Source organism: Herbiconiux ginsengi, from assembly GCF_900107435.1.
Lineage (GTDB): Bacteria > Actinomycetota > Actinomycetes > Actinomycetales > Microbacteriaceae > Herbiconiux > Herbiconiux ginsengi.
In genome coordinates, this window is record NZ_FNPZ01000002.1 from 809,474 (window position 1) to 833,050 (window position 23,577).

28 protein-coding genes are annotated in these 23,577 nt (G+C 71.0%); 15 read left to right on the plus strand and 13 right to left on the minus strand.

Translation table 11 applies throughout. From position 1 onward, the window contains the following. Window position 1 precedes the first annotated feature (1 nt). Window positions 2-1,639 carry a mycofactocin dehydrogenase MftG gene (gene mftG / locus BLW00_RS12075; RefSeq protein WP_092554252.1) on the plus strand — a complete coding sequence of 546 codons (1,638 nt, stop codon included), beginning with the start codon at window positions 2-4 and terminating at the stop codon, window positions 1,637-1,639. Between the two features lie 28 nt (window positions 1,640-1,667). Here mftG and BLW00_RS12080 read toward each other — a convergent pair whose 3' ends face one another. Next, entirely contained in the window at window positions 1,668-2,510 is an 843-nt protein-coding gene (locus BLW00_RS12080) for a helix-turn-helix transcriptional regulator (protein ID WP_092554255.1), read from the minus strand. A gap of 129 nt (window positions 2,511-2,639) precedes the next feature. Here BLW00_RS12080 and BLW00_RS12085 point away from each other — a divergent pair, with 129 nt between their 5' ends. From BLW00_RS12085 to BLW00_RS12100, 4 genes are all read left to right on the plus strand, one after another. Then, entirely contained in the window at window positions 2,640-3,584 is a 945-nt protein-coding gene (locus BLW00_RS12085; RefSeq protein ID WP_092554258.1) for an SDR family oxidoreductase, read from the plus strand. Between the two features lie 103 nt (window positions 3,585-3,687). Then, complete coding sequence (locus BLW00_RS12090; protein WP_092554261.1) at window positions 3,688-4,440, plus strand: class I SAM-dependent methyltransferase; 753 nt, start codon at window positions 3,688-3,690, stop codon at window positions 4,438-4,440. Between the two features lie 57 nt (window positions 4,441-4,497). Further along, on the plus strand, window positions 4,498-5,928 hold the full coding sequence (locus BLW00_RS12095) for an MDR family MFS transporter (protein ID WP_092554264.1): 1,431 nt from the start codon (window positions 4,498-4,500) through the stop codon (window positions 5,926-5,928). A gap of 20 nt (window positions 5,929-5,948) precedes the next feature. Further along, the gene (locus tag BLW00_RS12100) at window positions 5,949-7,373 is read left to right on the plus strand and encodes an LssY C-terminal domain-containing protein (protein WP_092554265.1); all 1,425 of its coding nucleotides are present in this window, start codon (window positions 5,949-5,951) and stop codon (window positions 7,371-7,373) included. Here BLW00_RS12100 and BLW00_RS12105 read toward each other — a convergent pair. The 4 genes from BLW00_RS12105 to BLW00_RS12120 form a co-directional block, all read right to left on the minus strand. Then, window positions 7,370-8,344: a diacylglycerol/lipid kinase family protein gene (locus BLW00_RS12105; protein ID WP_092554268.1), complete on the minus strand. Its 975-nt coding sequence runs from the start codon at window positions 8,342-8,344 to the stop codon at window positions 7,370-7,372. The genes BLW00_RS12100 and BLW00_RS12105 overlap by 4 nt on opposite strands. 71 nt (window positions 8,345-8,415) lie before the next feature. Further along, window positions 8,416-9,276, minus strand: a complete 861-nt coding sequence (locus tag BLW00_RS12110; protein ID WP_092554271.1) for a hypothetical protein — start codon at window positions 9,274-9,276, stop codon at window positions 8,416-8,418. A gap of 77 nt (window positions 9,277-9,353) precedes the next feature. Next, window positions 9,354-10,001, minus strand: coding sequence for a hypothetical protein (locus BLW00_RS12115; protein ID WP_092554274.1), 648 nt, complete (start codon window positions 9,999-10,001; stop codon window positions 9,354-9,356). A 183-nt stretch (window positions 10,002-10,184) separates the two neighbouring features. Beyond that, on the minus strand, window positions 10,185-10,628 hold the full coding sequence (locus tag BLW00_RS12120) for a hypothetical protein (protein WP_092554277.1): 444 nt from the start codon (window positions 10,626-10,628) through the stop codon (window positions 10,185-10,187). Window positions 10,629-10,764: 136 nt separating this feature from the next. Here BLW00_RS12120 and BLW00_RS12125 point away from each other — a divergent pair, with 136 nt between their 5' ends. Beyond that, window positions 10,765-11,076, plus strand: coding sequence for a DUF7882 family protein (locus BLW00_RS12125; RefSeq protein WP_175494235.1), 312 nt, complete (start codon window positions 10,765-10,767; stop codon window positions 11,074-11,076). A 70-nt stretch (window positions 11,077-11,146) separates the two neighbouring features. Here BLW00_RS12125 and BLW00_RS12130 read toward each other — a convergent pair whose 3' ends face one another. The 6 genes from BLW00_RS12130 to BLW00_RS12155 form a co-directional block, all read right to left on the minus strand. After that, entirely contained in the window at window positions 11,147-11,725 is a 579-nt protein-coding gene (locus tag BLW00_RS12130; RefSeq protein WP_092554280.1) for a TIGR03086 family metal-binding protein, read from the minus strand. Window positions 11,726-11,824: 99 nt separating this feature from the next. After that, window positions 11,825-12,367, minus strand: a complete 543-nt coding sequence (locus tag BLW00_RS12135; RefSeq protein ID WP_092554283.1) for a hypothetical protein — start codon at window positions 12,365-12,367, stop codon at window positions 11,825-11,827. 12 nt (window positions 12,368-12,379) lie between these two features. Then, complete coding sequence (locus tag BLW00_RS12140; RefSeq protein WP_092554286.1) at window positions 12,380-12,682, minus strand: hypothetical protein; 303 nt, start codon at window positions 12,680-12,682, stop codon at window positions 12,380-12,382. A 27-nt stretch (window positions 12,683-12,709) separates the two neighbouring features. After that, window positions 12,710-13,138, minus strand: coding sequence for a hypothetical protein (locus BLW00_RS12145; RefSeq protein ID WP_092554289.1), 429 nt, complete (start codon window positions 13,136-13,138; stop codon window positions 12,710-12,712). Between the two features lie 76 nt (window positions 13,139-13,214). Beyond that, window positions 13,215-14,399, minus strand: coding sequence for a hypothetical protein (locus tag BLW00_RS12150; protein WP_092554292.1), 1,185 nt, complete (start codon window positions 14,397-14,399; stop codon window positions 13,215-13,217). Between the two features lie 96 nt (window positions 14,400-14,495). Next, window positions 14,496-15,725, minus strand: a complete 1,230-nt coding sequence (locus tag BLW00_RS12155) for an MFS transporter (RefSeq protein ID WP_092554295.1) — start codon at window positions 15,723-15,725, stop codon at window positions 14,496-14,498. Window positions 15,726-15,811: 86 nt separating this feature from the next. Between BLW00_RS12155 and BLW00_RS12160 the strand changes: the two genes are divergently transcribed. Together BLW00_RS12160 and BLW00_RS12165 are read left to right on the plus strand one after the other, a co-directional pair. After that, on the plus strand, window positions 15,812-16,132 hold the full coding sequence (locus BLW00_RS12160; protein ID WP_092554298.1) for an ArsR/SmtB family transcription factor: 321 nt from the start codon (window positions 15,812-15,814) through the stop codon (window positions 16,130-16,132). Between the two features lie 45 nt (window positions 16,133-16,177). Next, window positions 16,178-16,846 carry a DinB family protein gene (locus BLW00_RS12165; protein ID WP_092554301.1) on the plus strand — a complete coding sequence of 223 codons (669 nt, stop codon included), beginning with the start codon at window positions 16,178-16,180 and terminating at the stop codon, window positions 16,844-16,846. Between the two features lie 94 nt (window positions 16,847-16,940). Here BLW00_RS12165 and BLW00_RS12170 read toward each other — a convergent pair whose 3' ends face one another. Then, the gene (locus tag BLW00_RS12170; protein ID WP_092554304.1) at window positions 16,941-17,480 is read right to left on the minus strand and encodes a cupin domain-containing protein; all 540 of its coding nucleotides are present in this window, start codon (window positions 17,478-17,480) and stop codon (window positions 16,941-16,943) included. 217 nt (window positions 17,481-17,697) lie between these two features. On the opposite strand from BLW00_RS12170, the gene BLW00_RS12180 reads away from it, so the two are divergent. From BLW00_RS12180 to BLW00_RS12210, 7 genes are all read left to right on the plus strand, one after another. After that, the gene (locus BLW00_RS12180) at window positions 17,698-18,738 is read left to right on the plus strand and encodes a GumC domain-containing protein (protein WP_139256698.1); all 1,041 of its coding nucleotides are present in this window, start codon (window positions 17,698-17,700) and stop codon (window positions 18,736-18,738) included. Continuing rightward, the gene (locus BLW00_RS12185) at window positions 18,735-20,357 is read left to right on the plus strand and encodes a polysaccharide deacetylase family protein (protein WP_092554313.1); all 1,623 of its coding nucleotides are present in this window, start codon (window positions 18,735-18,737) and stop codon (window positions 20,355-20,357) included. The genes BLW00_RS12180 and BLW00_RS12185 overlap by 4 nt, the downstream gene beginning before the upstream one ends. A gap of 61 nt (window positions 20,358-20,418) precedes the next feature. Then, complete coding sequence (locus BLW00_RS12190) at window positions 20,419-20,793, plus strand: ArsR/SmtB family transcription factor (protein WP_092554316.1); 375 nt, start codon at window positions 20,419-20,421, stop codon at window positions 20,791-20,793. A gap of 5 nt (window positions 20,794-20,798) precedes the next feature. After that, entirely contained in the window at window positions 20,799-21,284 is a 486-nt protein-coding gene (locus BLW00_RS12195) for an SRPBCC family protein (RefSeq protein WP_092554319.1), read from the plus strand. 287 nt (window positions 21,285-21,571) lie between these two features. After that, on the plus strand, window positions 21,572-21,724 hold the full coding sequence (locus BLW00_RS23440) for a hypothetical protein (protein WP_175494236.1): 153 nt from the start codon (window positions 21,572-21,574) through the stop codon (window positions 21,722-21,724). A gap of 18 nt (window positions 21,725-21,742) precedes the next feature. Next, on the plus strand, window positions 21,743-22,318 hold the full coding sequence (locus BLW00_RS12205) for an NUDIX hydrolase (RefSeq protein ID WP_092554325.1): 576 nt from the start codon (window positions 21,743-21,745) through the stop codon (window positions 22,316-22,318). A 97-nt stretch (window positions 22,319-22,415) separates the two neighbouring features. Further along, window positions 22,416-22,649 (plus strand): hypothetical protein, encoded by a 234-nt coding sequence (locus tag BLW00_RS12210; RefSeq protein ID WP_092554328.1) that lies wholly within the window; start codon window positions 22,416-22,418, stop codon window positions 22,647-22,649. Between the two features lies 1 nt (window position 22,650). Here the strand turns inward: BLW00_RS12210 and BLW00_RS12215 are convergent, their stop codons facing one another. Continuing rightward, window positions 22,651-23,481 carry a class II glutamine amidotransferase gene (locus tag BLW00_RS12215; RefSeq protein ID WP_322788340.1) on the minus strand — a complete coding sequence of 277 codons (831 nt, stop codon included), beginning with the start codon at window positions 23,479-23,481 and terminating at the stop codon, window positions 22,651-22,653. Window positions 23,482-23,577: the final 96 nt, after the last annotated feature.

A 23,577-nucleotide genomic window follows, 5' to 3' on the forward strand; every position in this document is an offset into this window, starting at 1 on the left:
CATGGCCGGCTCCCCCGGGTCACCGTCAGACCCGCCCCACCACGACGTGATCGTGGTCGGGGCGGGAGGAGCCGGAGCGCCCCTGGCGGCGTCGCTCGCCGAGGCCGGACGACGGGTGCTGCTGCTCGAAGCGGGGCCGGCCCCGGCCACCGCCGCCGGGATGCCGCGTGAGTTGCTGGATGCGGGCACGATCCAGGGGGCCGACCCGGCGCATCCCGACAACTGGGCCTTCGCGGCGCAGCTCACGCCCTCCCGGCCGTACTCGATCGCGCGGGGGCGCATCCTGGGTGGGTCGACGACGATCAACGGTGGCTATTTCGTGCGACCGCGCCGCGCCGACTTCGACGACTGGGTGGCGCTCGGCAACCCCGAGTGGAGCTACGAGGCGTGCCTCCCGTTCCTCCGCGCCCTCGAGTCCGACGCGGATTTCGGCACGGATGCCGCGCTCCACTGCTCGGCGGGCCCCATGCCCGTGACCCGCCCCGCCCTGCACCACCTCGCGTCGGCCCCCACGACGAGGGGCGCCATGGGATGGGCGGTCGGTGCACATCCGGTGACCGCGGCGTTCACCGCCGCAGCCGCGGGAGCGGGGTACGCGGACGAGACCGACAAGAACGGTGAGATGGCGGCCGGGCACGGGCCGCTGCCGATGAACGTGCGCGACGGCGTGCGGTGGAACACTGCGCTGGCCTATCTGCTGCCGCTCGCCGAGCATCCGAACCTCGAGGTGCGCGGCGGAAGCGTGGTGCGCCGCGTCGTCTTCGACGGCACCCGCGCGGTCGGCGTGGAGATCGAGGGGCGGGTAGGCGCGACGGGCGGCGGGACGCGCCACGTCGTCCGGGGGCGAGAGGTCGTGCTCGCTGCGGGTGCGATCATGTCGCCCACGCTCCTGCTCCGCTCGGGGGTGGGTCCGCGGGGCGAGCTCGCGCGACTCGGCATCCCGGTGGTGGCCGACGTGCCGGGCGTCGGTGCGGCGTTCAGCGACCACCCGCAGGTGCAGCTCACCTGGCGGCCCCGCCCCGAAGTGGCGAGCATGGAGCCGCATGGCGGGCCCACGATGGAGAGCGTGCTGAACGCCACCCTCGACGACGGCACGGACCTGGAGGTCCTGCCCCTGCTCAAGCCGATGCACTACCTGCTCACCGGCGAGCCCGCCGCCGTGCCCGAGCTCACGATGCTCGTGGCGGTGCAGAACGCGGAATCGCGGGGGCGCATCCGTCTCTCGGCGGACGGGCCGGACGCCCCGCCGCGGATCGACTACGACTACCTCGCCTCCCCCGCCGACCGCGCCCGGATGCGTGCCGCCGTGCGCCGAGCCGCCGCGCTCATCGAGTCGCCGGCCTTCGCCGAGGTCTCCGACGGCCTGACGAACATCGATGCCACCACCTTGGCCGACGACTCCGCGCTCGACGCGTGGGTGCACGCGAATCTCGGCACGGCCATCCACCTCTCCGGCGGCGCCCGGATGGGCCCGCCGGACGATCCGGGCGCCGTCGTCGAACAGCACGGCCGGGTGCGCGGTGTCGAGGGCCTGCGCGTGGCCGACACGTCGATCCTCCCCACCGTCCCTCGCCGTGGCCCCGCTCTCACAGCTGTGCTCCTCGGCACCCGCATCGCCCACTTCGTCGCCACCGACTGAGCCGCAGACCGCGAGCGCGGGCCCCTCGTCAGCGGAGCGACGACGCACCGATGACGGAGAGCAGCTGCAGCTTCTCGTAGCCCTCGCTGCCCGGTGACGCCGTGTACACGAGCAGCGCGTGCGACTGATCCGGATCGATGAGCGTCTGGCAACTGAGCTCGAGCGCGCCGAGTTCGCCGTGCACGAACCGCTTGGTCTCCCGCGGACGGATGCCGACCTCGTGCAGCTCCCAGAGGGTGCGGAACTCCTCGCTCCTCTCCAGCAGCTCGTCGGCCAGGTGCCCCGCGCGCGACGACCGCCCCCGCCTCGCCGCTATGTCGCGGAGGCTTGAGACCCAGAGCCGGGACAGGAACGGATGCTCGTCGGGCGCATAGAGCGCACGGCTCGACGGGTCGGTGAACCACCGGTACCCGATGCTCCGCGACGATCCGGTGAAGTGCGTGGTGTCGCCGGTCAGCGCCACGCCGAGAGGCGTCTGGCGCAGGGTCTCGCCGAGCTCGGTGACGATCTCGGCCGGGGTGTCCTGCAACCGGTCGAAGATGCGCAGCATCCCCGGGCCGATGTAATCGCTCGAGACGCCGCGCACCGGAGGATGGTGCCCCGCCAGCCGGAACAGGTGGTCGCGCTCGTCGGGCGTGAGGTGCAGACCCTGCGCGATCGACGCGATCATCTGTTCCGAGGGATGCGGACCGGTGCCCCGCTCGAGGCGAGCGTAGTAGTCGGTGGACATGTGGCTGAGCACTGCGACCTCCTCGCGGCGGAGCCCCGTGGTGCGGCGGCGCTGGCCCCGCCCGAGGCCGACGTCTTCGGGTTGCAGCGCCTCGCGCCGCCGCAGCAGGAACTCCCCCAGCCTGACCCGGTCGATCTCCATGCGCCCTCCTTCGTCGTGTCTCATTCATACCTGCTCCGGGACTCCTCATCAGTGACTCGGCGAGTCCTGGATGACGATCGCCGGAACGAGGAGAGTCGGATGACGCCCACCAGCCCCAGGAGAAGACCCATGGCACGCACACCCATCGACATCACCGTTCCCGACCTCAGCGACATCCGTGCCGTCGTCACCGGCGGCAGCGACGGCATTGGCCTCCGGATCGCGACCCGGCTGGCGGCCGCCGGCGCCGAGGTGGTGCTGCCGGTCCGCAACGCCCGCAAGGGTGAGTCTGCCCTGGCCACCATTCGGCAGTCCGCACCGTCGGCCCGGGTGTCGGTGCGGCAGCTCGACCTGTCGTCTCTCGAGTCGGTGGCGGCTCTCGGTGAGACGCTCCGCAGCGAGGGCGTGCCCATCCAGGTGCTCGTCAACAACGCCGGCGTCATGACCCCGCCCGAGCGGCAGACCACCGTCGACGGCTTCGAGTCGCAGTTCGGCACCAATCACCTCGGCCACGTCGCCCTGGTCGCCGCCCTCCTGCCGCTGCTCCGGGCCGGGCGTGCCCGGGTGACCGCGCAGATCAGCGTCTCCGCGAACCAGGGTGCCATCAACTGGAACGACCTGAACTGGGAGCACGATTACGACGGCATGCGCGCCTACAGCCAGTCGAAGATCGCCTTCGGGCTGTTCGGCCTCGAGCTCGACCGGCGCAGCGCGGCTCACGGATGGGGCATCAGCAGCAACCTCTCGCATCCGGGCATCGCACCCACCAGCCTCCTCGCGGCGCGGCCGGAGCTCGGCCGCTCAGCGGACACCCGGAGCGTGCGGATCATCCGCTGGCTGTCGGCCCGCGGCATCCTCGTCGGAACCCCCGACACGGCGGCCCTCCCCGCCCTCATGGCCGCGACCTCGCCGGAGGCGGAGGGAGGGCGCCTTTACGGCCCGAAGGGCCCTGCCCACGTGGGCGGCCGCCCAGCGGAGCAGCCCCTGTTCTCCCGCCTGCGCAACGCCGACGAGGCGCGCCGTGTCTGGGCCGTCTCCGAAGACCTGACCCGCGCCCCCTTCCCCGTGGCCTGAGCCCCGACGAACTTCTTGCCCCCAAACGTCCCACAATCCCGAATTTGGGACGTGTGGCGGCAAGAAGTTCGGGAGTCGGGACTTCGGGAGGGAGGATGGGAGCATGGCCAGAGACAAGTCGTTCGCCCTCTCGTTCGGTGGCGAAGCCGCCGCCTACGACAAAGGGCGGCCGGGGTATCCGCTCGACGCGGTGGAGTGGATGCTCACGCGCGCGGCCACCGACGACGGGCGGCTGCCCGACGTGGTCGACGTGGGCGCCGGCACGGGGAAGTTCACGGCGAGCCTGGTCGGGCGCGCGGCATCCGTCACCGCGGTCGAACCGGATGCGCAGATGCGCGCCCGCCTCGCCGCGAACCTCCCCGGGGTGGTCGCCGTGGCCGGCACCGCCGAGGCGATCCCGCTCGGCGACGACTCGGCCGACGTGGTGACCGTCGCCCAGGCCTGGCACTGGGTCGACGTCGACGAGGCGTCGCGCGAGGTCGCCCGCATCCTGCGGCCGGGCGGGGTGCTGGCGCTGATCTGGAACATCCGCGACGATTCGGTCGACTGGGTGGCCCGCCTCGGCGAGATCATGGGCGCCTCCGAGGCCGAGCGCTTCGACAGCATCACGCCGCCCGTCGGCGAGCCGCTCACCCGTGACGCCCATGCCGAGTTCCACTGGACCAGCCCGCTCAGCCACGACGAGCTGCTCGCCATGGTCACGTCACGCAGCTACGTGATCGCGCTGCCCGAACCCGAGCGCGCGGCGCTTCTCGAACGGATCGAGGAGCTGCTGCGCACCCATCCCGACCTCGCCGGCCGCGAGCACTACGACCTGCCCTACTCGACCCGCGTCACCATCGCACGGGAGTTCTGAGGGGCGCCCCGCCCGGGGTTAGCATCGAGTAATGGCCACACCGCTCGAGGCAACCGCATGACCGTGGTCGACGGGGTCGGATTCCGCTCGAAACGCGGCCCCATCCTCATCGCCCTCATGGTCACGACGGGGCTCGTGGCGATCGAAGCCACCATCCTCGCCACGGCCGTGCCGTCGATCGTGAAAGACCTCGGCGGCTTCGCGCAATTTCCCTGGCTGTTCTCGATCTATCTGCTCTCGCAGGCCGTCTCGGTGCCGATCTACGCGAAACTCTCCGACACGGTCGGTCGGAAGCCCATCATCCTCATCGGCATCGCCTTGTTCATGGTGGGGTCGATCCTCTGCGGTTTCGCCTGGAGCATGCCCGCCCTCATCGCCTTCCGCGCGCTGCAGGGCCTCGGCGCCGGTGCGGTGCAGCCCATGGCGCTCACCATCGCGGGCGACATCTACACCGTCGCCGAGCGTGCCAAGACGCAGGGCTACCTGGCGAGCGTGTGGGCGGTGTCGTCGGTGATCGGCCCGACCCTGGGCGGCCTGTTCTCGGAGTTCGTCTCCTGGCGCTGGATCTTCTTCGTGAACGTGCCGATCTGCATCCTGGCGGGCTGGATGCTCATCCGCCGCTTCCACGAGACCATCGAGAAACGCCACCACCGCATCGACTACCCGGGCGCGATCCTGCTCACCGTCGGCATGAGCGCCATCATCCTCGCCTTCCTCGAAGGCGGGCAGGCCTGGGAGTGGGTGTCGCCCGAGAGCATCGGCGCGTTCGCCCTGGGGGCGATCGCCCTGATCGCGTTCTACTTCGTCGAGAAACGAGCGGCGGAGCCGATCATCCCGATGTGGATCTTCTCGCGCCGCCTGCTCGTCACCACCACCCTGCTGGGACTCGGGGTCGGTGTCATGCTGATCGGCCTGACCTCCTACATCCCCACCTACCTCGAGGGCTCGATCGGTGCCTCTCCCCTGGTGTCCGGCCTGGCCTTGGCCGCCCTGACCATCGGCTGGCCGGTCTCGGCCTCCGTGTCGGGCCGGCTCTACTTCCGGATCGGCTTCCGGGGCACCGTGCTGATCGGTCTCACCCTCGCCGTGCTCGGCACCCTCGCCCTCACCCTCTCGGCGTCGTCGCCGTCGATCCCGCTGGTCGCGGTCTGCTGCTTCGTGATCGGTTTCGGCTTCGGCTGGGTCGCGGCCCCGAGCCTCATCGCGGCGCAGTCGAGCGTCTCCTGGAGCGACCGCGGGGTCGTCACGGGCACGAGTCTGTTCGCCCGCTCGATCGGCAGCGCGGTCGGAGTCGCGGTCTTCGGCGCCATCGCGAACGCGATCCTGGCCGGCGCATCTGGTGGCGAGCACGACCCCACGGCCATCGTCGCGGCATCCGGAGCCGTGTTCACGGCGGTCGCGGTGTGCGCCGTGCTCACCGTGACCGCGGGACTGCTGATGCCGCGCTCCCGTGTCGAAGACGTCGAACTGGTCGCCACCCGGGAGTAGCCCGGCGGTATCTTTGCATCATGTCCGAGACGCTCACCCCGGCCGCTCCCCCGGAACCGGCCCCGGGCCCCGCCTCCGGGTCGCCCGCTCCGGGCAAGCGTCGACGGACGTTCTCAGTGAACGCCGTGCTCGACAACCTCTTCTTCGTGGTGGCAGGCCTCGCATCGATCTGGCTCGCCTACCTGGTGCTCACCGACGGCTTCTCGATGGGATGGGCGCAGGTCTGGTTCTACGTGGTGTTCTGGGTGATCGTGGCCTACGTCGCGCTGCCGCGGCTGCACCGCATCCTCACCAACATCTACGTGCCCAATTACTTCATCGGCCGCACCCGCACGAGCGACGGGTTGCTCGGCGATCCGGTGAACCTCGGCCTCCTCGGCACCGAGGAACAGGTGCACACCGCCCTGCTCGCCGCTGGCTGGACCCGCGCCGACGACCTCACTCTGCGCAGCGCCACCAAGATCGTGACCTCCACGGTGCTCCGCCGCAGCTACAACGAGGCGCCGGTGAGCCCCCTCATGCTGTTCGGCCGCAACCAGGACTTCGCCTACCAGCAGGAGGTCAAGGGCAACCCCGCGAAGCGTCATCACGTGCGCTTCTGGAAGTGCCCGGACGGGTGGCTGCTGCCGGGCGGGCACACCACCGACTGGCTCGCGGCCGGCACCTACGACCGCGCCGTGGGCTTCTCGCTGTTCACGTTGCAGATCACCCACAAGATCGACGAGAACACCGACGTCGAGCGCGATCACATCGTGACGACGGTTCAGGATGCCGACCCTGCGGTGACCGTGCGCGTTCTGGAGGACTTCGCCACCGGATACCACTCCCGCAACGGCGGCGGCGACCAGATCGTGACCGACGGCGACCTGCCGATCGTCGACCTCCGGGCCGTGCTGCCGAGCGCCGAGTCGGTGGCCGAGACGCTCGCGCCGGTGCCGACACCGCACACCTCGGCGAACGCGAGCACGCTGCCCGAGAAGGCGGTGCGGCGCCCGGCGCAGATCACCTTCGGCGCCGTGGTGGTGGTGCTGCGCGCGCTGACGCCGGTGGTGCTGATCGCGCTGGTGCTGCTCGACTGGCAGAACCTGCGTGACTCGCTCCGACTCGACCTCGACATGGGACTGCCCGCGTCGCTCGATCCCCGCGACGCCGCGCTCTGGGTGGTGATCGGCGGCACGGCCGCATTCGGCCTGGCCGAGGTGCTGTTCGGGCTCTACGTGTTCTTCGGCAGCAACGTCGCCCGCATCGCGGTGATGACGTTCAGCGTCATCAACATCATCATCGCGGCGGTCGAACATGTCAGCGGACACCAGGCGATCACGCTCGGAACGAACCTGATCGGGGTGTCGCTCGACATCCTCATCCTGATCGCCCTCTCCAGCAGCCGGGCCCGCGACTTCGCCCGCCGGCCGCGCGAGAAGAAGGCGTCGCGCGCCGCTGTCTAGTCGGCTGCGGCCGGCACCCGGATCAGCACGCCTCCCGGCGACACCCAGGTCTTCAGCGACACCGCGCGCCCGAAGCCGTCGCCGTCGAGCTCGATCTCTTCGGGCTTGCTCAACCGCAGCACGAGTTCCCGGCCCTTGAGGTAGTTGAGCGCCCGCACCTCTTTCGTGGCGCCCATCAGTCTGCGGCCCGCCGTGGTGCGGCGCAGCACGCCGTTCTCCCAGAAGATCTTGGTGATGATCTGCAGCCAGCCGATGAAGCCCTCCGGGCGCAAGATGACGATGTCGAAGATGCCGTCGTCGATCGAGGCCTCCGGGAGCAGCAGGATGTTGGCCGGCAGCGATCCGCAATTGCCCACCATGATCGAGTTCGCCCGCACCGAGTGGTTGCCGCCCTGGTCGAGGTTGTACCGGATGCGCAGATGGTTCTTGTCGCCGAGCACCTGCGCGATGGCCTTCGCATAGGCGAGCCAACCCACGCGCTTCTTCAGCTCTTCGTCGGTCGCGGCGAGCATCTTGGCGTCGAGGCCGAGGCCGGCCATCACCAGGTAGGCGTGCTGCGTCACGGTCTGGTCTTCGTGCCGGATGCGGATGAGACCGAGATCGACCGGCCGGTTCTCGCCCTGGAAGGCGGTGCGGAGCGAGTTGCCCACGTCGTCGAGCGTGAGGTCGAGGTTGCGGGCGAGCAGGTTGCCCGTGCCGGAGGGCAGCAGGGCGAGCGGAACCTCGGAGGCGTGCAGCGCTTCGGCCACGGCGCGCACGGTGCCGTCGCCACCGGCCGCGATCACGAGGTCCACTCCCTCTTCGAGCGCCTTCTTCGCCTGACCCTGGCCCGGATCGTCGACCTCGGTCTCGAGCCACATCGTCTCGGCCCAACCCGCGGCCTGCTCCTCCGCCGTGACGGCCGCTCGCAGCGCTTCGAGGTCGACTTTGGTGGGGTTGTAGACGAGAGCGGCGCGGCGGGTCGAGGTCATGCTGGCGACCGTACCAGGGCACGGCTGCGGCCGCGCGGGCGCTGCCGTGCGCTCGTCGCCGGGTCGCCCTCTCAGAGCTCGGGGAAGGCGTCGCCGAACAGCGCGCGCAGGTAGGCCTCCGTCGCATCGAGATCGCCGTCCATGTAGCACCCGATGGCGCCCCGGGCGCTCGACGCGGCCCGCTCGATCGGGAACTGCGCCTCGATCGCCCGCCCGAGCGTGGCGCAGGCGCGCACCGGCTGGGTCTGGCTCGGGCTCGTGAGGTCGGGCACCGGGGCGAGGGCGTCGGTGGAGAGGCGTTCCCAGATCCAGCAGAGATCCCAGAGCAGGCTGAACGATCGCTGCTGCAGGGCTTGGCGGAGCGCGACGGTCTCGAGGTAGTACGACGAGACGGCCACCTCGTGCCGGTGCTTCCAGGCGAGCAGGAGCCGGATGAGCGTGCGCAGCGACCCGTCGTCGTCGATGCGCGAGAGCAGCACGGTGCGCGCGGCCGGCCGGTGCCGCACCCAACGGTGGCCGGCATCCGGCACCCAGACGGAATCGGCCGTGTCGGCCGGATCGCCGCTCGCCTCGTAGGCGGGGATGAGCCGCACACCGGCGCCGCCGAGGCGTTCGATGACGAGCGAGTCGTCGCGGACGGCGGCGGCCGAGAGCGCATCGACCGGGACCACCGCGTGCAGCATCTCGAGCGAGCGGCCGAGGGACTTGGGTTTGGTGCCGCGCAGCACCACGATCACGTCGAACAGGCTTCCGCCGCGCACCGCGGTGCCGTGCTCGAACGAGCCGGTGTCGACCAACCGCAGCACCCGGCTCTCGGTGACCACGGAGTCGGCGATGCGGTTGCGGAGCCGCCGCGACGCGTCGACGTCGGCGGCCGAAGGGCGTACCGATTCAGCGAATGCCAGGAAAGCGTCGGCGATCTGCTCGGGCACGGTGGTCCTCCGTCTCCGAATCTACTCCCGAGGGCATTCGCGACGATACCGGCCGTATGGCGCGAGGGCCCGGGCGCTCAGCGCACGCCGCCGCGTTTCGGCCTGCGGGCGTAGTTCTGGTCGGCCAACTCCCAGAGATCGAACTCGCGCAGGCGGCGCATCCGTTCGTCGCGGTCGCGGAAGTACTCGTCGTCGACCACCACGTTCGACACCCGCTCGACGTCGTCGAGTCGGTTGGACAGTTCGCGCCCGATGTCGTCCCAGGCGGCCCGGCGGGCGTCTTCGACGATGGTCGCCACCCATTCCGGGTCGTCGGCCGATCGGCGGAGGTCGCGGGCGACGTCGTGGTAAACCTGGCGCCGCGCCGCCAGCAGTTCGACGTCGCGCGACTTGTAGTCGTGCTCGTGCTGCGCCACCCCACGGTCGCCCTCGGCATGCTCGATCACCTCGTCGGCATGCTCCTCGTTCAGCTCCTGCTCGAGAGCGACCTCTTCGGCCACGTCGCGCACGATCTCCGCCGCCCGCTCGCGGTCGAAGCGCTGGTCGTCGCGCAGTGCCGCCACGATGAGGCGGTTCTTCACCGCCATCACCACCGAGAACCGGGCGATGAGGATGCCGTCGACGGTCGCCGCCTCGACGTCTTTCGGACCGAAGGGCTCCGGTGCTTCGACCGGTTTGCCGGTCGCCAGCCAGCGCGGTGCCCGTTCCCGCCGCCGCCAGCCCATGGTGCACCCTCCTCGCCCTTCCAGGATACGGGGCGCACCCTCTCCGCGCGGCCCGCGTTCGCCCCGCCGCCTTCACGTCGCCATCGCACGTTCAGAAGGCCGACGACGGTTCGGGAGGCCGTTGCCGCCTCCCGGCCATCCGCCACGCCGCTCGCGGCCTCCCGATTGTCGCAGCGCGGGACGTCAGGCGGCGGGCGGGGCCGCGCAGAGGCGGTGCGCGATCCAGGTCGAGACGTCGCCGAGCGGCAGACGACCGGATGCGACCAGACGCGTGAACTCGATCGCCGCGTCGGTCAGCCGGCCGTCGGCGGAGTCGGGGTGATCTCGCCCGAGGTGCACCGAGGCCCAGCGCGCCGGAGCCGGTCCGATCCGCGCGGCGACCGCGACGATTCCCGCGAAGTGCCGGGCCTGGCCGCGTGTGCTGTCGTCGAACTCGGCCGCGAATCCCCGGCCCGGGAGGCGGTTGCGACCCCCGCGTGCCGCGTCGATCAGCCAGAGCGGCCCGGTGCGCACCCCGGCGGCGGCCCGGCCGAACTCCACCAGGAAGCGGCGCGGCGTGGCGCGCGACGCGATCGCCCGGGCTGCGACCTCGTCGGCGACCGAGCAGAGCCGCGTGCACGCATCCATCCTCCGAGCGTAACGACGCACGCTGGACACCCGCCCGAACGGTGCCGGCGGGATCGCACGCCGCGGGATCGCACGCCGCCGGATTCACGCCGCCGGAGGCCAGCCGATAGCATCGCGGTGAGAGAAGGGGGCGAACGTGGGCACACTCGTGTACGGACCGCACGGTTCCGAGTTCGAATTCGACGACCGCCTGCTCGCCCACCTGCGGGTGGTGATCGTCACGAAGTTCCGGCGGCGCGAATCCTTCACCCTCAGCTGGGAACTGCACCGCGAGAGCGGGGGCGGGCGGGTGTCGTTGTGGCTCGACCCGGCGATCCCGCTGCAGTTCCACTTCCGGGGCAGCCGGGAGCCGACGCTCAACCGCGAGTGGATCGAGCAGCTCGCCATCATCGCGGGCACCACCACCGGGCTCGTGCCCCTCGACGAGCCGGGCGCTCCGGCGTCGTAGGCATCCGCATCCGCAGCAGGCGCGGCCGGTCACGGCGACTCCGGCGCCGGAGGCACCCCACCTGCCGGTGCTACGCCGGCGGGGTCCAGAACGGATCGCGCCCGATGAAGCCGAGCAGGCGCGTCTGCGCATCCGATCCGGCGGGCACGGGAACCCTCGGACCGTACTGGCCCGATGATCGGATGATCTCCTCCATCGGCTCCATCCCGCCCAGCAGCGCGGCGCAGAAGTCGAGGTCGAGCCGGGCGTTCTGACCGGTCGCGGTCGCGAGGTCCCAGGTGTGCATGAAGACATCGGCGGTGTAGAACTGGTCGATCGCCTGCGGGAGCGGGATGTCGCCCACGTGCCGGTTGTGGAGCATCCGCCCGCTCGTGGCGGGGTCGTCGAGCAGGGCCTGGACCCCGTCGGCCTGGGCGCGCCAGGCGTCGGCCGGGTCGTCGGCGACGGATGCGCCGCGCGGCAGCACGACGCCGCTCCCGTTCTCGAGGAAGGGCGGAAACCACCCCACGAGGTGACCCACGACGTCGCGGGCGCTCCACTCGGCGACGGGTGAGGGAACATCCCACTCCCCCGGTTCGACGCCGGCCACTCGCGCGCTGAAGATCGCGGCGACCTCCCGATGCCGCTCGCCCGGCTCCCTCGCGAACATGCCCCCACGGTACCGGCAGCGTGCCGCGCCCGTCGAGTCGCCAAATTCTGACGGAATGGCGCCGGTCGTAGCGGCGCGTCTTGGCGAATCGATGCCCGCTCAGGGCAGTGGCGCGGTGAGCAGGGCGGCGCGCTCGGTGAGGTAGGGCACCAGGGGCGTGAGGCCCGCAGCCCCGGGCTGCTTGTTCCAGCGCACCATCACGGTGTCGCCCGCGAGCGAGAGCAGACTCCCGCCGGCGCGAAGGCCGTCGGCGTCGACCGCGACCGGTGTCGTGTCGTAGTTCACGGTGTCGCCGCGCTCGAAAGCACCTTGGTAGGCGGCGCGGCGGTAGTCGCGACGCTCTTCGGCGCGCGGCGACTGGTTCGTGACGCGACCGGGGTCGACCGCCCGGGTGACCGCACCGACCTCGTGCAACCCGCCGTGCGTATCCAGCAGCAGCACACCGAGACGCCACACACGCCCTTTCGGCACGAGCGCGGACCCCCGGCGGATGCCCAGGATGCTCCGCTTCTGCTCGAACGCCCCGAGCGCCTCGGTTCGCGCGCCCGCCGCGGTGAGGTCGCGCACGAGGTCGTCGAGTGCCGCTCGAAGCGCGGCAACCGCTGCCTCCGCGTCGCCGACCGTCGCGCCGTCACCATCCATGCTCCGACGCTACTATCCGACGACGGATGCCCGCTGCCGCGTCCACTGTGGTGCCCTGACAGCCCAAGCGAGCCCGAACACCGCACCCGCGATGAGCCCCACCGCAAGTCCGATGGCCGCACCGACACGCGCTCCCACCGACGCCGTCATCGCGATCCAGCCGATCGATCCGGTCAGATCCAGGCAGTCCGGCGCGAGCAGCTGCCCCGGAACGGAGTGCATCCGCGCGAACGACACTCGCACGATGACACCGACCGTCGGGCCACCGACCACCGCGAGTGTCGCGACACCTGCGAGTGGGGCGTGGAGTGACAACCTACGCCGAGGTCGCGGTGGCATCTTTCATCGGGCACTATATGAGCGCTTCTCGACTATATCCCAATAGTCGTGCGGTCGAAGCCCGGCCAACCAGGTGAGGAGAATCACCCCCGCCACTCCCCACGTCGAAGTCCACAACGGGACGAGGAGCGTTGCCGGATCGGAGCCGACAGTCACCATCACGAGGGTGGCGGCCGTTGCCGTCATGGCGCTCGACCCGACGACAATGGCGCCCGACTGCGGCGCGCGCATCGCCCATGCCGCCGCCATGGCCGCGCACGTCACGACGCCCACCACGAATCCGTATCCGATTCCGACCGCCAGGCCGACCATCGCACCGAAGACGCTGAGACCGACCGATCCGGTTCCACCCGCCCAGGCCGGATCGAGCAGGAGGTCCAGAACCGTGTAGAGGAGCGAATACTCGACACCCGCGATTGCGCCGACGACCATTCCGCCTGGGATTGCGAGAAGAGCCAGACGAGCGAGCGGTCGACGACGACGTGCCGCCGACCGCCCACCCCTCGGGTCAGACGCCTCCGCCACCACTGGAGCCGCTCGCGTGGTCAGCGACCCGCTGCCAGTAGAGCAGCCAGTTGGCACCGGCGATGTGGGAGTTCTGCACGTTCAAGAACACGCCGAGATCGCGCAGGATTTTCGCGTGCACGTAAAGGTGAATGTAACCGCTCGGGTCGTTGTACCAGGAAAAGGTGATCATCGACCCCGCCCCATCGAAATGACCGGCCTGCGCCACGAACTGCATGGCACCCTGGTTCGCCGTCTGCATCAACACGGGCGCCGCGGTGAGCTCGAGGGAGAATGGACTCGCGTTCAGCAGCAGTACCTGCCCGTCGAACGGGTATGAACGCGGCGCCCCGTTGATCGGGAAGTAGCAGTTGAAGCACGTGTGCAGCAGTCGGTCGACCGCGGTGTCCGTCGCCTTCGGATACGTCGCGTGGTAGCCCGGGAGCGTCGCCGAGAAGTCGTACGTGTAGTACCAGGTCGGGTCGATCAGCACCGGATAGGCCGTGTCGGCCGACAGCTCGACGTGCTGGGTGAGGGTCGATCCGCTCCACGAGTACGACGTCGGCAGGGCCCGACCCCGCGCATCCACCGCCCACGCCTCGCCGAGCGAGCCGATGTAGTGGTGGGAGGCATCCGACAGGATCGTGTCGCCGCCCGGCAGCGCGGTCGAGTACGTGCCCGCGGGCACGTCGAAGGTGTACGAGAAGTCCTCGCCGGCGGTCGCATCGGCCAGAGCCGTGAGCATCCGCACGCCGTTCTGCACGGGCTGCAGATAGGCGGCCGAGGAGGCGCCCGGATCGGCGAAGGCGGTGATGCCCTGCTCGAGCCTGGCCTGCCCGCGGGCGCCGTCGATCGTGACGGCGACGGGCAGCCCCGCCCCCTCGGTCTCGGCGGGCGAGAGGAGCAGCGGATGCGCCGGGTCGGTGGGCAGATCGGCCCGGAACGGCGCGACGCCCGTCTCGGCCTCGACCGCCGCCGCCTCGGCGGGAGTGGGCGGGATGCTCGTCTCGGCGAGGATCCCGGGAGCCAGCCGCCCGATCAGGCCGAGCGGATCGGTGATCGAGGGCGGCGCATCCGGCGGCAGGGTCGACGCCCCGGCCGGAGTGCTGATGAATGCGCTTGCAGCGGTCGCAACCACGGCCAGTGCTGAGGTGAGAAGCCGCAGCTTGAGTCGATGAGAAATGGGCATCGAAAGGCCTTTCGTGTGACACCACCCCCGAGGCCCTGCCGACGACGACAGCATATACACATGAAGCGTTTAATGCTCATGCGTGTGGGGCATTTCTCAGATTCGTGTCGCGGCCACCCGCGGGGTCGATCCGGTGGACGGAGCGGATGCGGGGCGCCGCCGCCACAGCCAGCCCACCTGGAACACCACGAGCGCCAGCAGCAACGCCCCCGCCGCCACCTCGGGCACGAGCTCGCCGCCGCCCAGACCGACGGCGGTGGCGCCGAGCGGCGGAGCCAGAGCGATCCCCGCATACATGGCGGTGGAGAACCACGAGAGCGCGATGCCCGAGGTCGCCGGATCGATCTCGATCAGCCGGTGCTGCAGCGGCAGCGTCGACGCGTTGGCGGATGCCCCCCACAGCGCGAACAAGACGGCCGTGCCCACCAGACTGCCGGCCACGACAGGCAGAGCCGCGAGGGCGGCGAGCTGCAGGAGCAGGGCGGCGGCCGTCATGATGCGACTGCCGAACCGATCGACGAGCCGCCCCGCGAGCACGTTGCCGATCACGCCCGAGACCCCGAACACGAGCAGCAGCAGGGCGAGCAACGATCCGGTGTCACCCGTGGCCTGGCTCGTGACGGCCGAGCTGAAGATGTAGACCGCGTTGAATCCGCAGAACACGAGCAGGGCGGCGGCGAGGGTCAGCAGGATGCGCGGATCGGCGAGCGTGGCGAAGCGGCGGCGCACCGAGACGGCGTGGCCGACCGGCACGCCGCGCACGAAGAACACGATGGCGATCGACACGAGAACGGCGAGACCCGCGAGGGCGAACAGCGGCAGCCGCCAGCCGCCGGCGGTCGCGAGGGCGGTGCCGAGCGGGGCGCCGAAGGCGGAGGCCGCCGTGAACCCCACAGCGACGAAGGCGATGGCGCGACCCCGCCGCTCGACCGGAGCGAGTGCGGCAGCGGCGGCCGTCGCGGCGGGCACGAGCGCGGCCCCGCCGAACGCGGCGACCAAGCGGCCGGCCGTGAAGACCTCGAGGCCCGGCGCGGCGGCGGCGATCACGGTTCCGACGGCGACGAGCGCGGTTCCGGTGGCCATCAGGGTCGTGCGCGAGAGTCGCGGGAGGAGGATGGAGATGGCCGGCGCAGCCACGGCGACGACGATCGCGTAGTACGAGATGGAATAGCTGACCTGATCAGCCGACACCCGGAACGAGGAGGCGATCGACGGCAGGAGGCCCGCGATGACGAACGCGTTCGTGGCCACCACGAACAGGCCCACCGCGAGGATCGCCAAGCGCGGGGTGAGCCGATGCGCGTATGATAGTTCGATCGATGTCATACGATCACGATAGCATAGTTCGATCGTTATCAAACTATGCAGGGCTGCATCCGTGGCCCGCTGTTCGCACAGGAGGGAATCGGCGCATGACGAACGACTACCCGGTGCCCGACATGGCCGACGTCGAACTGGTCGACGTGCTGCGCGCCGTCGCCGATCCGATCCGGCTGCGCATCGTGACCGTGCTCGGCGACGGCGAGCCCCACTCGAAGAGCGCGCCCGACTGGGGCTTCGACGTGCAGAAGTCGACCCTCGCCCACCACTTCAAGGCCCTCCGCGAAGCGGGGATCACGCGCACCATCGTCGAGGGCCGCTCCCACGCCATCCAGTTGCGGAGAGCGGAACTGGATGCCCGCTTCCCCGGGCTGGTGGACGCGCTGACGCACGCGGGCGCCGCCGCGGACTGAGCACCCGACCTGGTCGATGTCGGCGGGCTCGGGCATAGTCGGAGGATGACCGCGAGCGACTCCTCCAGCGAAACCGACCCGATCGCCGATCCCGCCAAGGCCGTGCTCCTCGACTACCTGCGCGTGCGCCGCGCCGATCTGCTCGCGAAACTCGACGGGCTGGGCGAATACGAGGTGCGCCGCCCGATGACGCCGACCGGAACCAACCTGCTGGGTCTGGTGAAACACGTCGCGAGCGTCGAGCTCGGCTATTTCGGCGAAGTCTTCGGACGCCCCACGCGCGAGCTGCCCTGGTATGCGGAGGGGGCGGAGCCCGACGGCGACATGTGGGCGTTCGCCGACGAGACGCGGGCCGAGATCATCGAGCTGCACCGCTACTCGGCCGAGCACAGCGACGCCACGATCGAGGCGCTGCCCCTGGATGCGCGCGGCGAGGTGCCGTGGTGGACCCCGGAGCGGCGCGTGGTCACGCTGCAGCAGATCCTCGTGCACATGATCGCCGAGACCGCACGGCATGCCGGCCATGCCGACATCATCCGCGAGTCGATCGACGGAGCGATCGGCAACGGGCCGGTCGACCCGAACATCCCGCAGCGCTCGGCGGCCGAGTGGGATGCCTACCGCTCACGCCTCGAGACGGCGGCCCGCACGGCGGCCGCCGGCGAAGGCGCGCCGTCCACTCCGCCCCCGCCGCCCGCGCCGCCCGTGAGGTAGCGCCAGGTGCACGATACGGGCACGCCACTCGACACTTCGCGCCACCTCGCGCGAGCGGTGACCGAACGCGACATCGTGACCCGCACGGCCCGGGCTACTCGGCGGGCTGCTCCGGGTCGCAGTGCGAGAGGTCGGTCTCGGCCAGCGGGTCGCCCTCGGGGATGACATAGGTCACGAGCAGCACCACGTCGTCGGTGCCCTCGTTCTTGCCTTCGTGCACGTAGTGCGCACCCTCGACGATCGAGTCGCCCGCGTGGTAGACGTGCACCCCGCCCGGATAGACGGGTGCGTAGTGGGTGAACGTGCCCTGCTCGACCACGGCGATCAGCTGGCCGTCGTGGCAGTGCTTGCCGGTTCCGGCGCCTGGGTGGAGCGTGATGCGGCGGAACGCGACCTGCGTGGGGCCGGCGACCTCCACGTCGACAGCTGCGTCCTGCTCCCCCTTGCCGAGCTCCTCCACCACGACGGGGGTGTCGGTCGCCGGCGCGGACGGGGTCGGGGTCGGGGCCATCGCGTCAGCGCTCGACGACGCCGAGGCGGGCGACGCGGCGGGCGTCGCGGCGCATCCGGCGACCGTGGCCGCGAAGACCACGGCGAGGGCGAGGGCGACGACGGTGGCGGGGCGATGCTTCACGGAGGACCTCTTCGCTGGTGTGGCGGGGCAACGGACAGGATGCGTGTGCTGTCACGCCCGGCCAGATCACGCGCCGGAGAATCCCTGATCATCGTCGCAGAACGCCCCGGCGCGGCGGCCGTCTGCGGCACCCCCACTTCGGGGAGCGACGAGGCCCAGCACATAACGACTCGATTGCGACCATCGACGGCCCGGCGCGCCGGGCGTCACAGTGCGGATGCCGCTGCCTACCCTGGTCTCGGGTGCGGACGGGCCGGGGGCGCATCCGTCGACCGCCGCATCCGATCCAGTGGCGGTCTCTGGCGAATCGGCCGAGAGCTGCGACACGATGACGACGACGAGGGAGAGACTCGAGCGCCGATGGACGCCCGGGCGCGTGGTGCTGCTCGTCGTCGGCATCGTGGCGGCTCTGCTCCTGGTGGCGGCGGGCGTTGCGCTGTGGTGGCTGCCGCCCGTGCTCGCCGAGACACCGCGCGAGCGCCTGATGACGCCGACGCCGGTCATGGTGCGGGATGCGTCGGGCAGCGCGGCCGTCGACGTCGAGGCCGGCTGGGTGCCGCTCGGCGTGGGGCCGTTCCTGCCCGAGGATGCAGCGACCCTCCTGTCTCCCGACGGGGTCTACCGCGCCGAACTGGGACTGGCGCCGCTCCCGGACACGAGTGCGGCCACGGTCGCCTCCGCCCTCTCGCACCTTCTCACGGAGCACGACCTGACGGGGCCGGCCGACACCCTCGGGAAGTCTGCCACCTCCGACCCGGCGATCCCGGGGAATGATGCCGCAGCGAATCCCATCCGCTGGAGCGAGGAGACGCTGACCTCGGGCGTCACGGTGCGCTACGCGGATGTCACCCGAGGCGACACCACCTACACGGTCGCGATCGCGCTCCCACCCGCCGCCGTGGCCGCCGGCACCACGTCGACCGTGCCGCCGGCCACAGCGGCGAGCGACGCGCGTGCCGATGCCGGCGATGTGCCCGCAGATGCCGCACCGAGCACCGACGACCCGGCCGCGCCACCCGGCGTCGCACTCACACTGATCGCCGCCGTGCCCACCGCCGACGCGGTCGCCTACCGCACCGTCACCGCCGACCTGCTCGCCACGGCCACGTTCGCGCGCACCTCGACCACCTCCCCGACCGCTCCCCACCCGTCCCCGGCGGCACTCGGAACCGCCGCGCCCCCGCCCCACCCATCCCCCACGGCATCCCGAACCACCCCGATCGAGTCCGAACCTTTCCCGACGGGCGGCGACCGATGACGCGCCCGGCGCACCGCACCCGCACCCGGGCCCGCGCACTCGCCCTCGCCGCCGCGAGCATCCTCACCGCGGCGTGCCTCGCCGGGTGCGCCGGCATCCCGGCGGCACCGGCCTGGGCGCCGCGCACCGCGGCGCCCGCCGCGCTCGGCATCTCCGACGCAGGCCCCACCGCGGCGCAGCCCGACGCACCCTCCGGCACCCCCGCGGGACTCGACGTGCGCCTCCTCTACAACGACGACCCGGCCTCCCCCGTCGGCGCGCGCTGGGGCGAGATCCCGGGCAACCAACCCTTCACCGACCTCTTGCGCGGTCGCGTCACCACCGCGATCGCCGAGCACGCCGCCGCCACCGGCACGCCCTACGAACCCGCTGCCGACGCTCCCGGCATCGCGCCCGAGGCCCGCGGGTGCGTGCCGGGCTCCTCCACGCGCGCCGCCGCCGATCTCCTCACCGACCCCGCCTTCACCCCTCCCGGCGACGGCCCCACCCTCACCATCACGTGCGAGATCGTCGCGGCCGCCGGCACCGTGCTCGTCGAAGCCCTGCGCATCACCACGGCGGATGCCGGCAAGGTGACGTCCGACACCACCACCGTCTACTACGCCGACACCTCCGGCGCCTTCGTCACCACGAGCGACACGCTGATCAGCGACGACGGCCTCCGCACCCTGCTGCGCCTCGTCGTGCAATCGCTGAAGGTGCGGGCCGGCGCCCTGCAGCCCGAGATGATGCAGAGCGTCGACGAGTTCCCCGTCGAGCAGCTGCGCGCCCTCTTCGCCCACTTCTCCTTCGCCCCCGACGGATCACTCGTCGTGAACCTGCCCGCCGACTTCAGCACCCCGGAGCTCGACCGGCTCGCCACGACCGGAGGCGTTCGCACTGCACCCCTCTTCGTGACCGTGCCGGCGGACACGACGACCGGTCTCCTCACCGAGCCAGGCGTGCGGGTGCAGTCGGTGCTCGCATCCGGAGCCCCGCTCACCCTGCCGGCGGCGCCGTGGCGCGGCACCGAGAACGTCGACTGCGCCCTCTTCGCCTGCGTGGCCGTGACCTTCGACGACGGCCCCGGCGATCACACCGCCGAGGTGCTCGATGCCCTCGACGCGCGCCGTGCGGCCGCCACGTTCTTCCTCCAGGGCGTGAACGTGGGCCGCCACGCCGATGTCGTCGCCCGCATGCAGGCGGAAGGGCACGAGATCGGCAACCACACCTGGAACCACCCCGACCTCACGAAACTCCCCGACCCCGAGATCGCCGACCAACTCGCCCGCACGAGTCAGGCGATCCAGGATGCGGCAGGTCAGCGCCCCTCCACCTTCCGTCCTCCCTACGGCGCCGTCGATCCGCGGGTGCTCGCGCAGACCGACCTACCGGCCATTCTCTGGACCGTCGACACCAACGACTGGCAGCTGCCCGACGACGAGACCCTGCTCGATCGTGCCGTGGAGCAGCCGAAGCCCGGCGCCATCGTGCTGCTGCACGACGTCCACGAGAACACGGCGCGGATGACGCCGGCTATCCTCGACGGACTGCTCGGTCGCGGGTTCACCCTCGTCACTGTTCAGCAGGTGCTCGGCGGACGACTGCCGGCGGCGCACACGACGACCTCACACGGGTGATCTGCAACTCATACAACCAAACGGTTGCGCATTCTGTGGGGTCGCGGTAACGTACAACCAAATGGTTGCACAACTGATGAGCGAGCCCGAGGCGGATGCCGTCTTCCACGCCCTCGCCGACACCACCCGCCGCGACATCGTGCGGCGGGCGATCCGGCGGGAGCAGTCCATCTCGAGCCTCGCCGAGCGTTACACCATGAGCTTCGCGGCGGTGCAGAAGCACGTCGCGGTGCTCGAGCGCTCGACCCTCGTCGTCAAGGAGCGACGCGGCAAGGAGCAGATCGTCCGAGCGAATCTCGACACCCTGCGCCGGGCCACGCGACTCCTCGACGAATTCGAGGCCATCTGGCGCGACCGCGTGGTGCGCATCGACGCCCTCCTCGCCGAGGAGGCATCCGGAGCCACCACGGCACCCTCAACCGAATCAGAAAGGTAAGCACGATGCCGGTCATCAGCACAGACAAAGACACCGACGCACTCACCCTCACCTTCGTCGCCGAATTCGACGCCGATGTCGAGCGCATCTGGCAGCTCTGGAGCGACCCGCGCCAGCTCGAGCGCTGGTGGGGTCCGCCCACCTGGCCGGCCACGTTCACGCAGCACGACGTGGTGGTGGGTGGCGAGTCGCGCTACTTCATGTCGGGCCCGGAGGGCGAGAAGTCGCGCGGCTGGTGGCGCATGACCGCCGTCGAGGCCCCCACCTACCTCGCCTTCGACGACGGCTTCGCGCACGACGACGACACCCCGAACGACGCGATGCCGGTCATCCACGGCTCAGTGCGCATCGAAGACGTCGACGGCCGCACCCGCATGACCACGGTCAACCGTTTCGAGTCGGTCGACCAGATGGATCAGCTGATCCAGATGGGCATGGCCGAGGGAATGGGCCTCGCGATGGGCCAGATCGACGACATCCTGGCCGCCTGACCCGCTGGGCGGTTCGATCGCGTACTCCTCGCGCGATCCGACGCCGTATTCGGCGAGGAGCCCGCCACGTTTGCGATTTCCAACCGTACGCCGCGTCGCGGGGCGCGCAGCACGGAGCGGGGCGCGCGGCCGAGTGGGTGCGCGCACAGCGATGCCGGCCGCGGCGGGCGGCACAGCACCGCGAGCCGCCGCGAGCTGCCGCGAGGTGCCGCGAGCCGCCGTGAGCGGGTGGGGCCGGACGCGTGAAACGGGCCGCCATCGGGGCCGGCGAGGGCTATCCTGAGAGCATGACCGATTTCCGGAATGCCGCAGGCAGAGACCCCGAGACCGGCCTGGGCTCGGGCGAAGAAGTCGACTCGTTCGACCGCGAGCTCGAAGACAAGATCCACAAGTACATCGCGGCCGCCACGCCCACCGACGGCCCCGCACCGGCCGGCTGAACCGCTCACCGCACGCCGGTGACCGACCTGACCGAGCCGCAGCAGGCCCTCTACGCCTCCGCCCTGGAAGCAGTGCGATCCGTCGCGCCCCTCGACGACGCCGATCGGGCCACCCGGATGCGCGTGCTCGGGTTCTTCGAGACCGGGCCGTCGGTCGTGGGCCGCCATCCGCATCCGGTGCACGCGACCGCGAGCGCGTTCGTGTTCGACGCCGAACGGCGGCACGTGCTGCTGTGCTTCCACAAGAAGGGGCGATTCTGGGTGCAACCCGGCGGACACCTCGAGCCGGGCGACGCCACCGTGATCGACGGCGCGGTGCGCGAGGCTCGCGAGGAGACGGGAGCTGAGCCGCCGAACGACCCCGCTCCGACGATCGTCGACGTGGATGCGCACCGCCTCTCGAGCCGCTTCGGGCACTGCGCCGAGCACCTCGACATCGGCGTGTCGTTCACCGCCGATCCCACGGCCTCACTCCGCCCGAACGACGAGGTCGAGGGCGTGCGCTGGTGGCCCGTCGACGCGCTGCCCGACGACGCGGCGGCGGGACTGGATGTGCGGATCGGCAAGATCCTGCAGCGCCTCAGCGCGCGCTGACCCGTCTTGACCGACTCGACGGAGGATGCCGCGTTCACCGGGCATCCGTCCGACTGTGCTAGAGATGACAGGACCCGCCCCCTCCTGGAGACCCGCCATGAGCATCCGGCCGCCGAGCACGCGCCCCTCCCTGGCCGCCACGCTGACCTCCGGCGCGGCGATCGCGGTGCTGGCCGGTCTCGTGCTGACAGGCGGCGCGCATCCGGGCACCTCGACCCCGGATCGCCACCTCGGCGGCGGCCACCTGCGCACGCCCGCGGCGCACTCGACCGTTCTCGACTGGAGCGGCGGCTGCGGGGGCGCCGCGAGTTACAACCGGCGGCCCTGCTGAGCTACGGCGCGTCGCGCAGGAACGGCTCCTGCCGGTATCGCCCCTCCTCGAGCACCGCGACCGTCGACTCGGGCACCTCCACATACGCCCCCGGCAGGTCGCTGAGGGGCTCCGACACGATCACCCGAGCCCCGTCGCCGTATTTCCGCAGCCGGTCGATATCGGGGTAGGTCTGCCGCAGGGCGCCGAGGTCTTCGGAGTAGAAGAGGGTGCGCGACCGGTGCTCGCTCGAGTAGCGGAACGCCCAGATCGTCATCCCGTCGGTCACCGCGAAGGTGCCCTGCACCGGATGCGGCACGCTGAGTGCGGCGCCGATCCGTTCGACCTCGGAGATCGCCCGCGCCATCGCCCCGATCGGATCGGTGGCGAGGCCCATCGTCAGCGCCAGGCAGAACAGGGCTTCGGAGTCGGTCGTGCCCCGGATCGACGTGAACAGCGCCGGCTCGACCTCGAGCAGGATGTCGCGCTTCATGACACCGAACTGCCGCAGCACGCCGTTGTGCATGAACATCCAGTTCTGGTGGCGGAACGGGTGGCAGTTGGTCTGCTGGATGGGCGGCCCGCTCGCCGCCCGCACATGCGCGAAGAAGAGCGGACTCTCGACCGCATGGGCGAGCTCCCGGAGGTTCTCGTCATACCAGGCCGGCTCGACGCTGCGGAACAGGGCGGGCGCCTTCCCCGGCGCCTTGCCCGGCAGGTACCACCCCATTCCGAAGCCGTCGCCGTTGACCGTCTCCTGCCCGAGCGGCGAGTGCAGCGACTGCGCCACGAGCGAGTGCGGGGTGTCGAGAAGGAGGGTCGACGGATGCAGCGCCGGCCCTGCGTAAGCCACCCACCGACACATCTGCCTACCTCCCGTCTCCCCACATCCGACCCTACGCGCGCTCTCGCCGCGCATCCACCCGCTGCGCGCGGGTAGCCTCGATGC

Coding starts and splice junctions, on each gene's coding strand:
- BLW00_RS12145 (WP_092554289.1), bottom strand. CDS start 13,138: ATGGTCGTCGGCGCAATCGCGGGTGTCGAGTATTCGCTCCTCTACACG.
- BLW00_RS12130 (WP_092554280.1), bottom strand. CDS start 11,725: ATGTTCGCGAGGGAGCCGGGCGAGCGGCATCGGGAGGTCGCCGCGATC.
- BLW00_RS12150 (WP_092554292.1), bottom strand. CDS start 14,399: ATGCCCATTTCTCATCGACTCAAGCTGCGGCTTCTCACCTCAGCACTG.
- BLW00_RS12100 (WP_092554265.1), top strand. CDS start 5,949: ATGTCCGAGACGCTCACCCCGGCCGCTCCCCCGGAACCGGCCCCGGGC.
- BLW00_RS12195 (WP_092554319.1), top strand. CDS start 20,799: ATGCCGGTCATCAGCACAGACAAAGACACCGACGCACTCACCCTCACC.
- BLW00_RS12160 (WP_092554298.1), top strand. CDS start 15,812: ATGACGAACGACTACCCGGTGCCCGACATGGCCGACGTCGAACTGGTC.
- BLW00_RS12095 (WP_092554264.1), top strand. CDS start 4,498: ATGACCGTGGTCGACGGGGTCGGATTCCGCTCGAAACGCGGCCCCATC.
- BLW00_RS12155 (WP_092554295.1), bottom strand. CDS start 15,725: ATGACATCGATCGAACTATCATACGCGCATCGGCTCACCCCGCGCTTG.
- BLW00_RS12190 (WP_092554316.1), top strand. CDS start 20,419: ATGGTTGCACAACTGATGAGCGAGCCCGAGGCGGATGCCGTCTTCCAC.
- BLW00_RS12210 (WP_092554328.1), top strand. CDS start 22,416: ATGAGCATCCGGCCGCCGAGCACGCGCCCCTCCCTGGCCGCCACGCTG.
- BLW00_RS12085 (WP_092554258.1), top strand. CDS start 2,640: ATGGCACGCACACCCATCGACATCACCGTTCCCGACCTCAGCGACATC.
- mftG (WP_092554252.1), top strand. CDS start 2: ATGGCCGGCTCCCCCGGGTCACCGTCAGACCCGCCCCACCACGACGTG.
- BLW00_RS12185 (WP_092554313.1), top strand. CDS start 18,735: ATGACGCGCCCGGCGCACCGCACCCGCACCCGGGCCCGCGCACTCGCC.
- BLW00_RS12180 (WP_139256698.1), top strand. CDS start 17,698: ATGCCGCTGCCTACCCTGGTCTCGGGTGCGGACGGGCCGGGGGCGCAT.
- BLW00_RS12080 (WP_092554255.1), bottom strand. CDS start 2,510: ATGGAGATCGACCGGGTCAGGCTGGGGGAGTTCCTGCTGCGGCGGCGC.
- BLW00_RS12115 (WP_092554274.1), bottom strand. CDS start 10,001: ATGGGCTGGCGGCGGCGGGAACGGGCACCGCGCTGGCTGGCGACCGGC.
- BLW00_RS23440 (WP_175494236.1), top strand. CDS start 21,572: ATGACCGATTTCCGGAATGCCGCAGGCAGAGACCCCGAGACCGGCCTG.
- BLW00_RS12105 (WP_092554268.1), bottom strand. CDS start 8,344: ATGACCTCGACCCGCCGCGCCGCTCTCGTCTACAACCCCACCAAAGTC.
- BLW00_RS12090 (WP_092554261.1), top strand. CDS start 3,688: ATGGCCAGAGACAAGTCGTTCGCCCTCTCGTTCGGTGGCGAAGCCGCC.
- BLW00_RS12165 (WP_092554301.1), top strand. CDS start 16,178: ATGACCGCGAGCGACTCCTCCAGCGAAACCGACCCGATCGCCGATCCC.
- BLW00_RS12120 (WP_092554277.1), bottom strand. CDS start 10,628: ATGGATGCGTGCACGCGGCTCTGCTCGGTCGCCGACGAGGTCGCAGCC.
- BLW00_RS12135 (WP_092554283.1), bottom strand. CDS start 12,367: ATGGATGGTGACGGCGCGACGGTCGGCGACGCGGAGGCAGCGGTTGCC.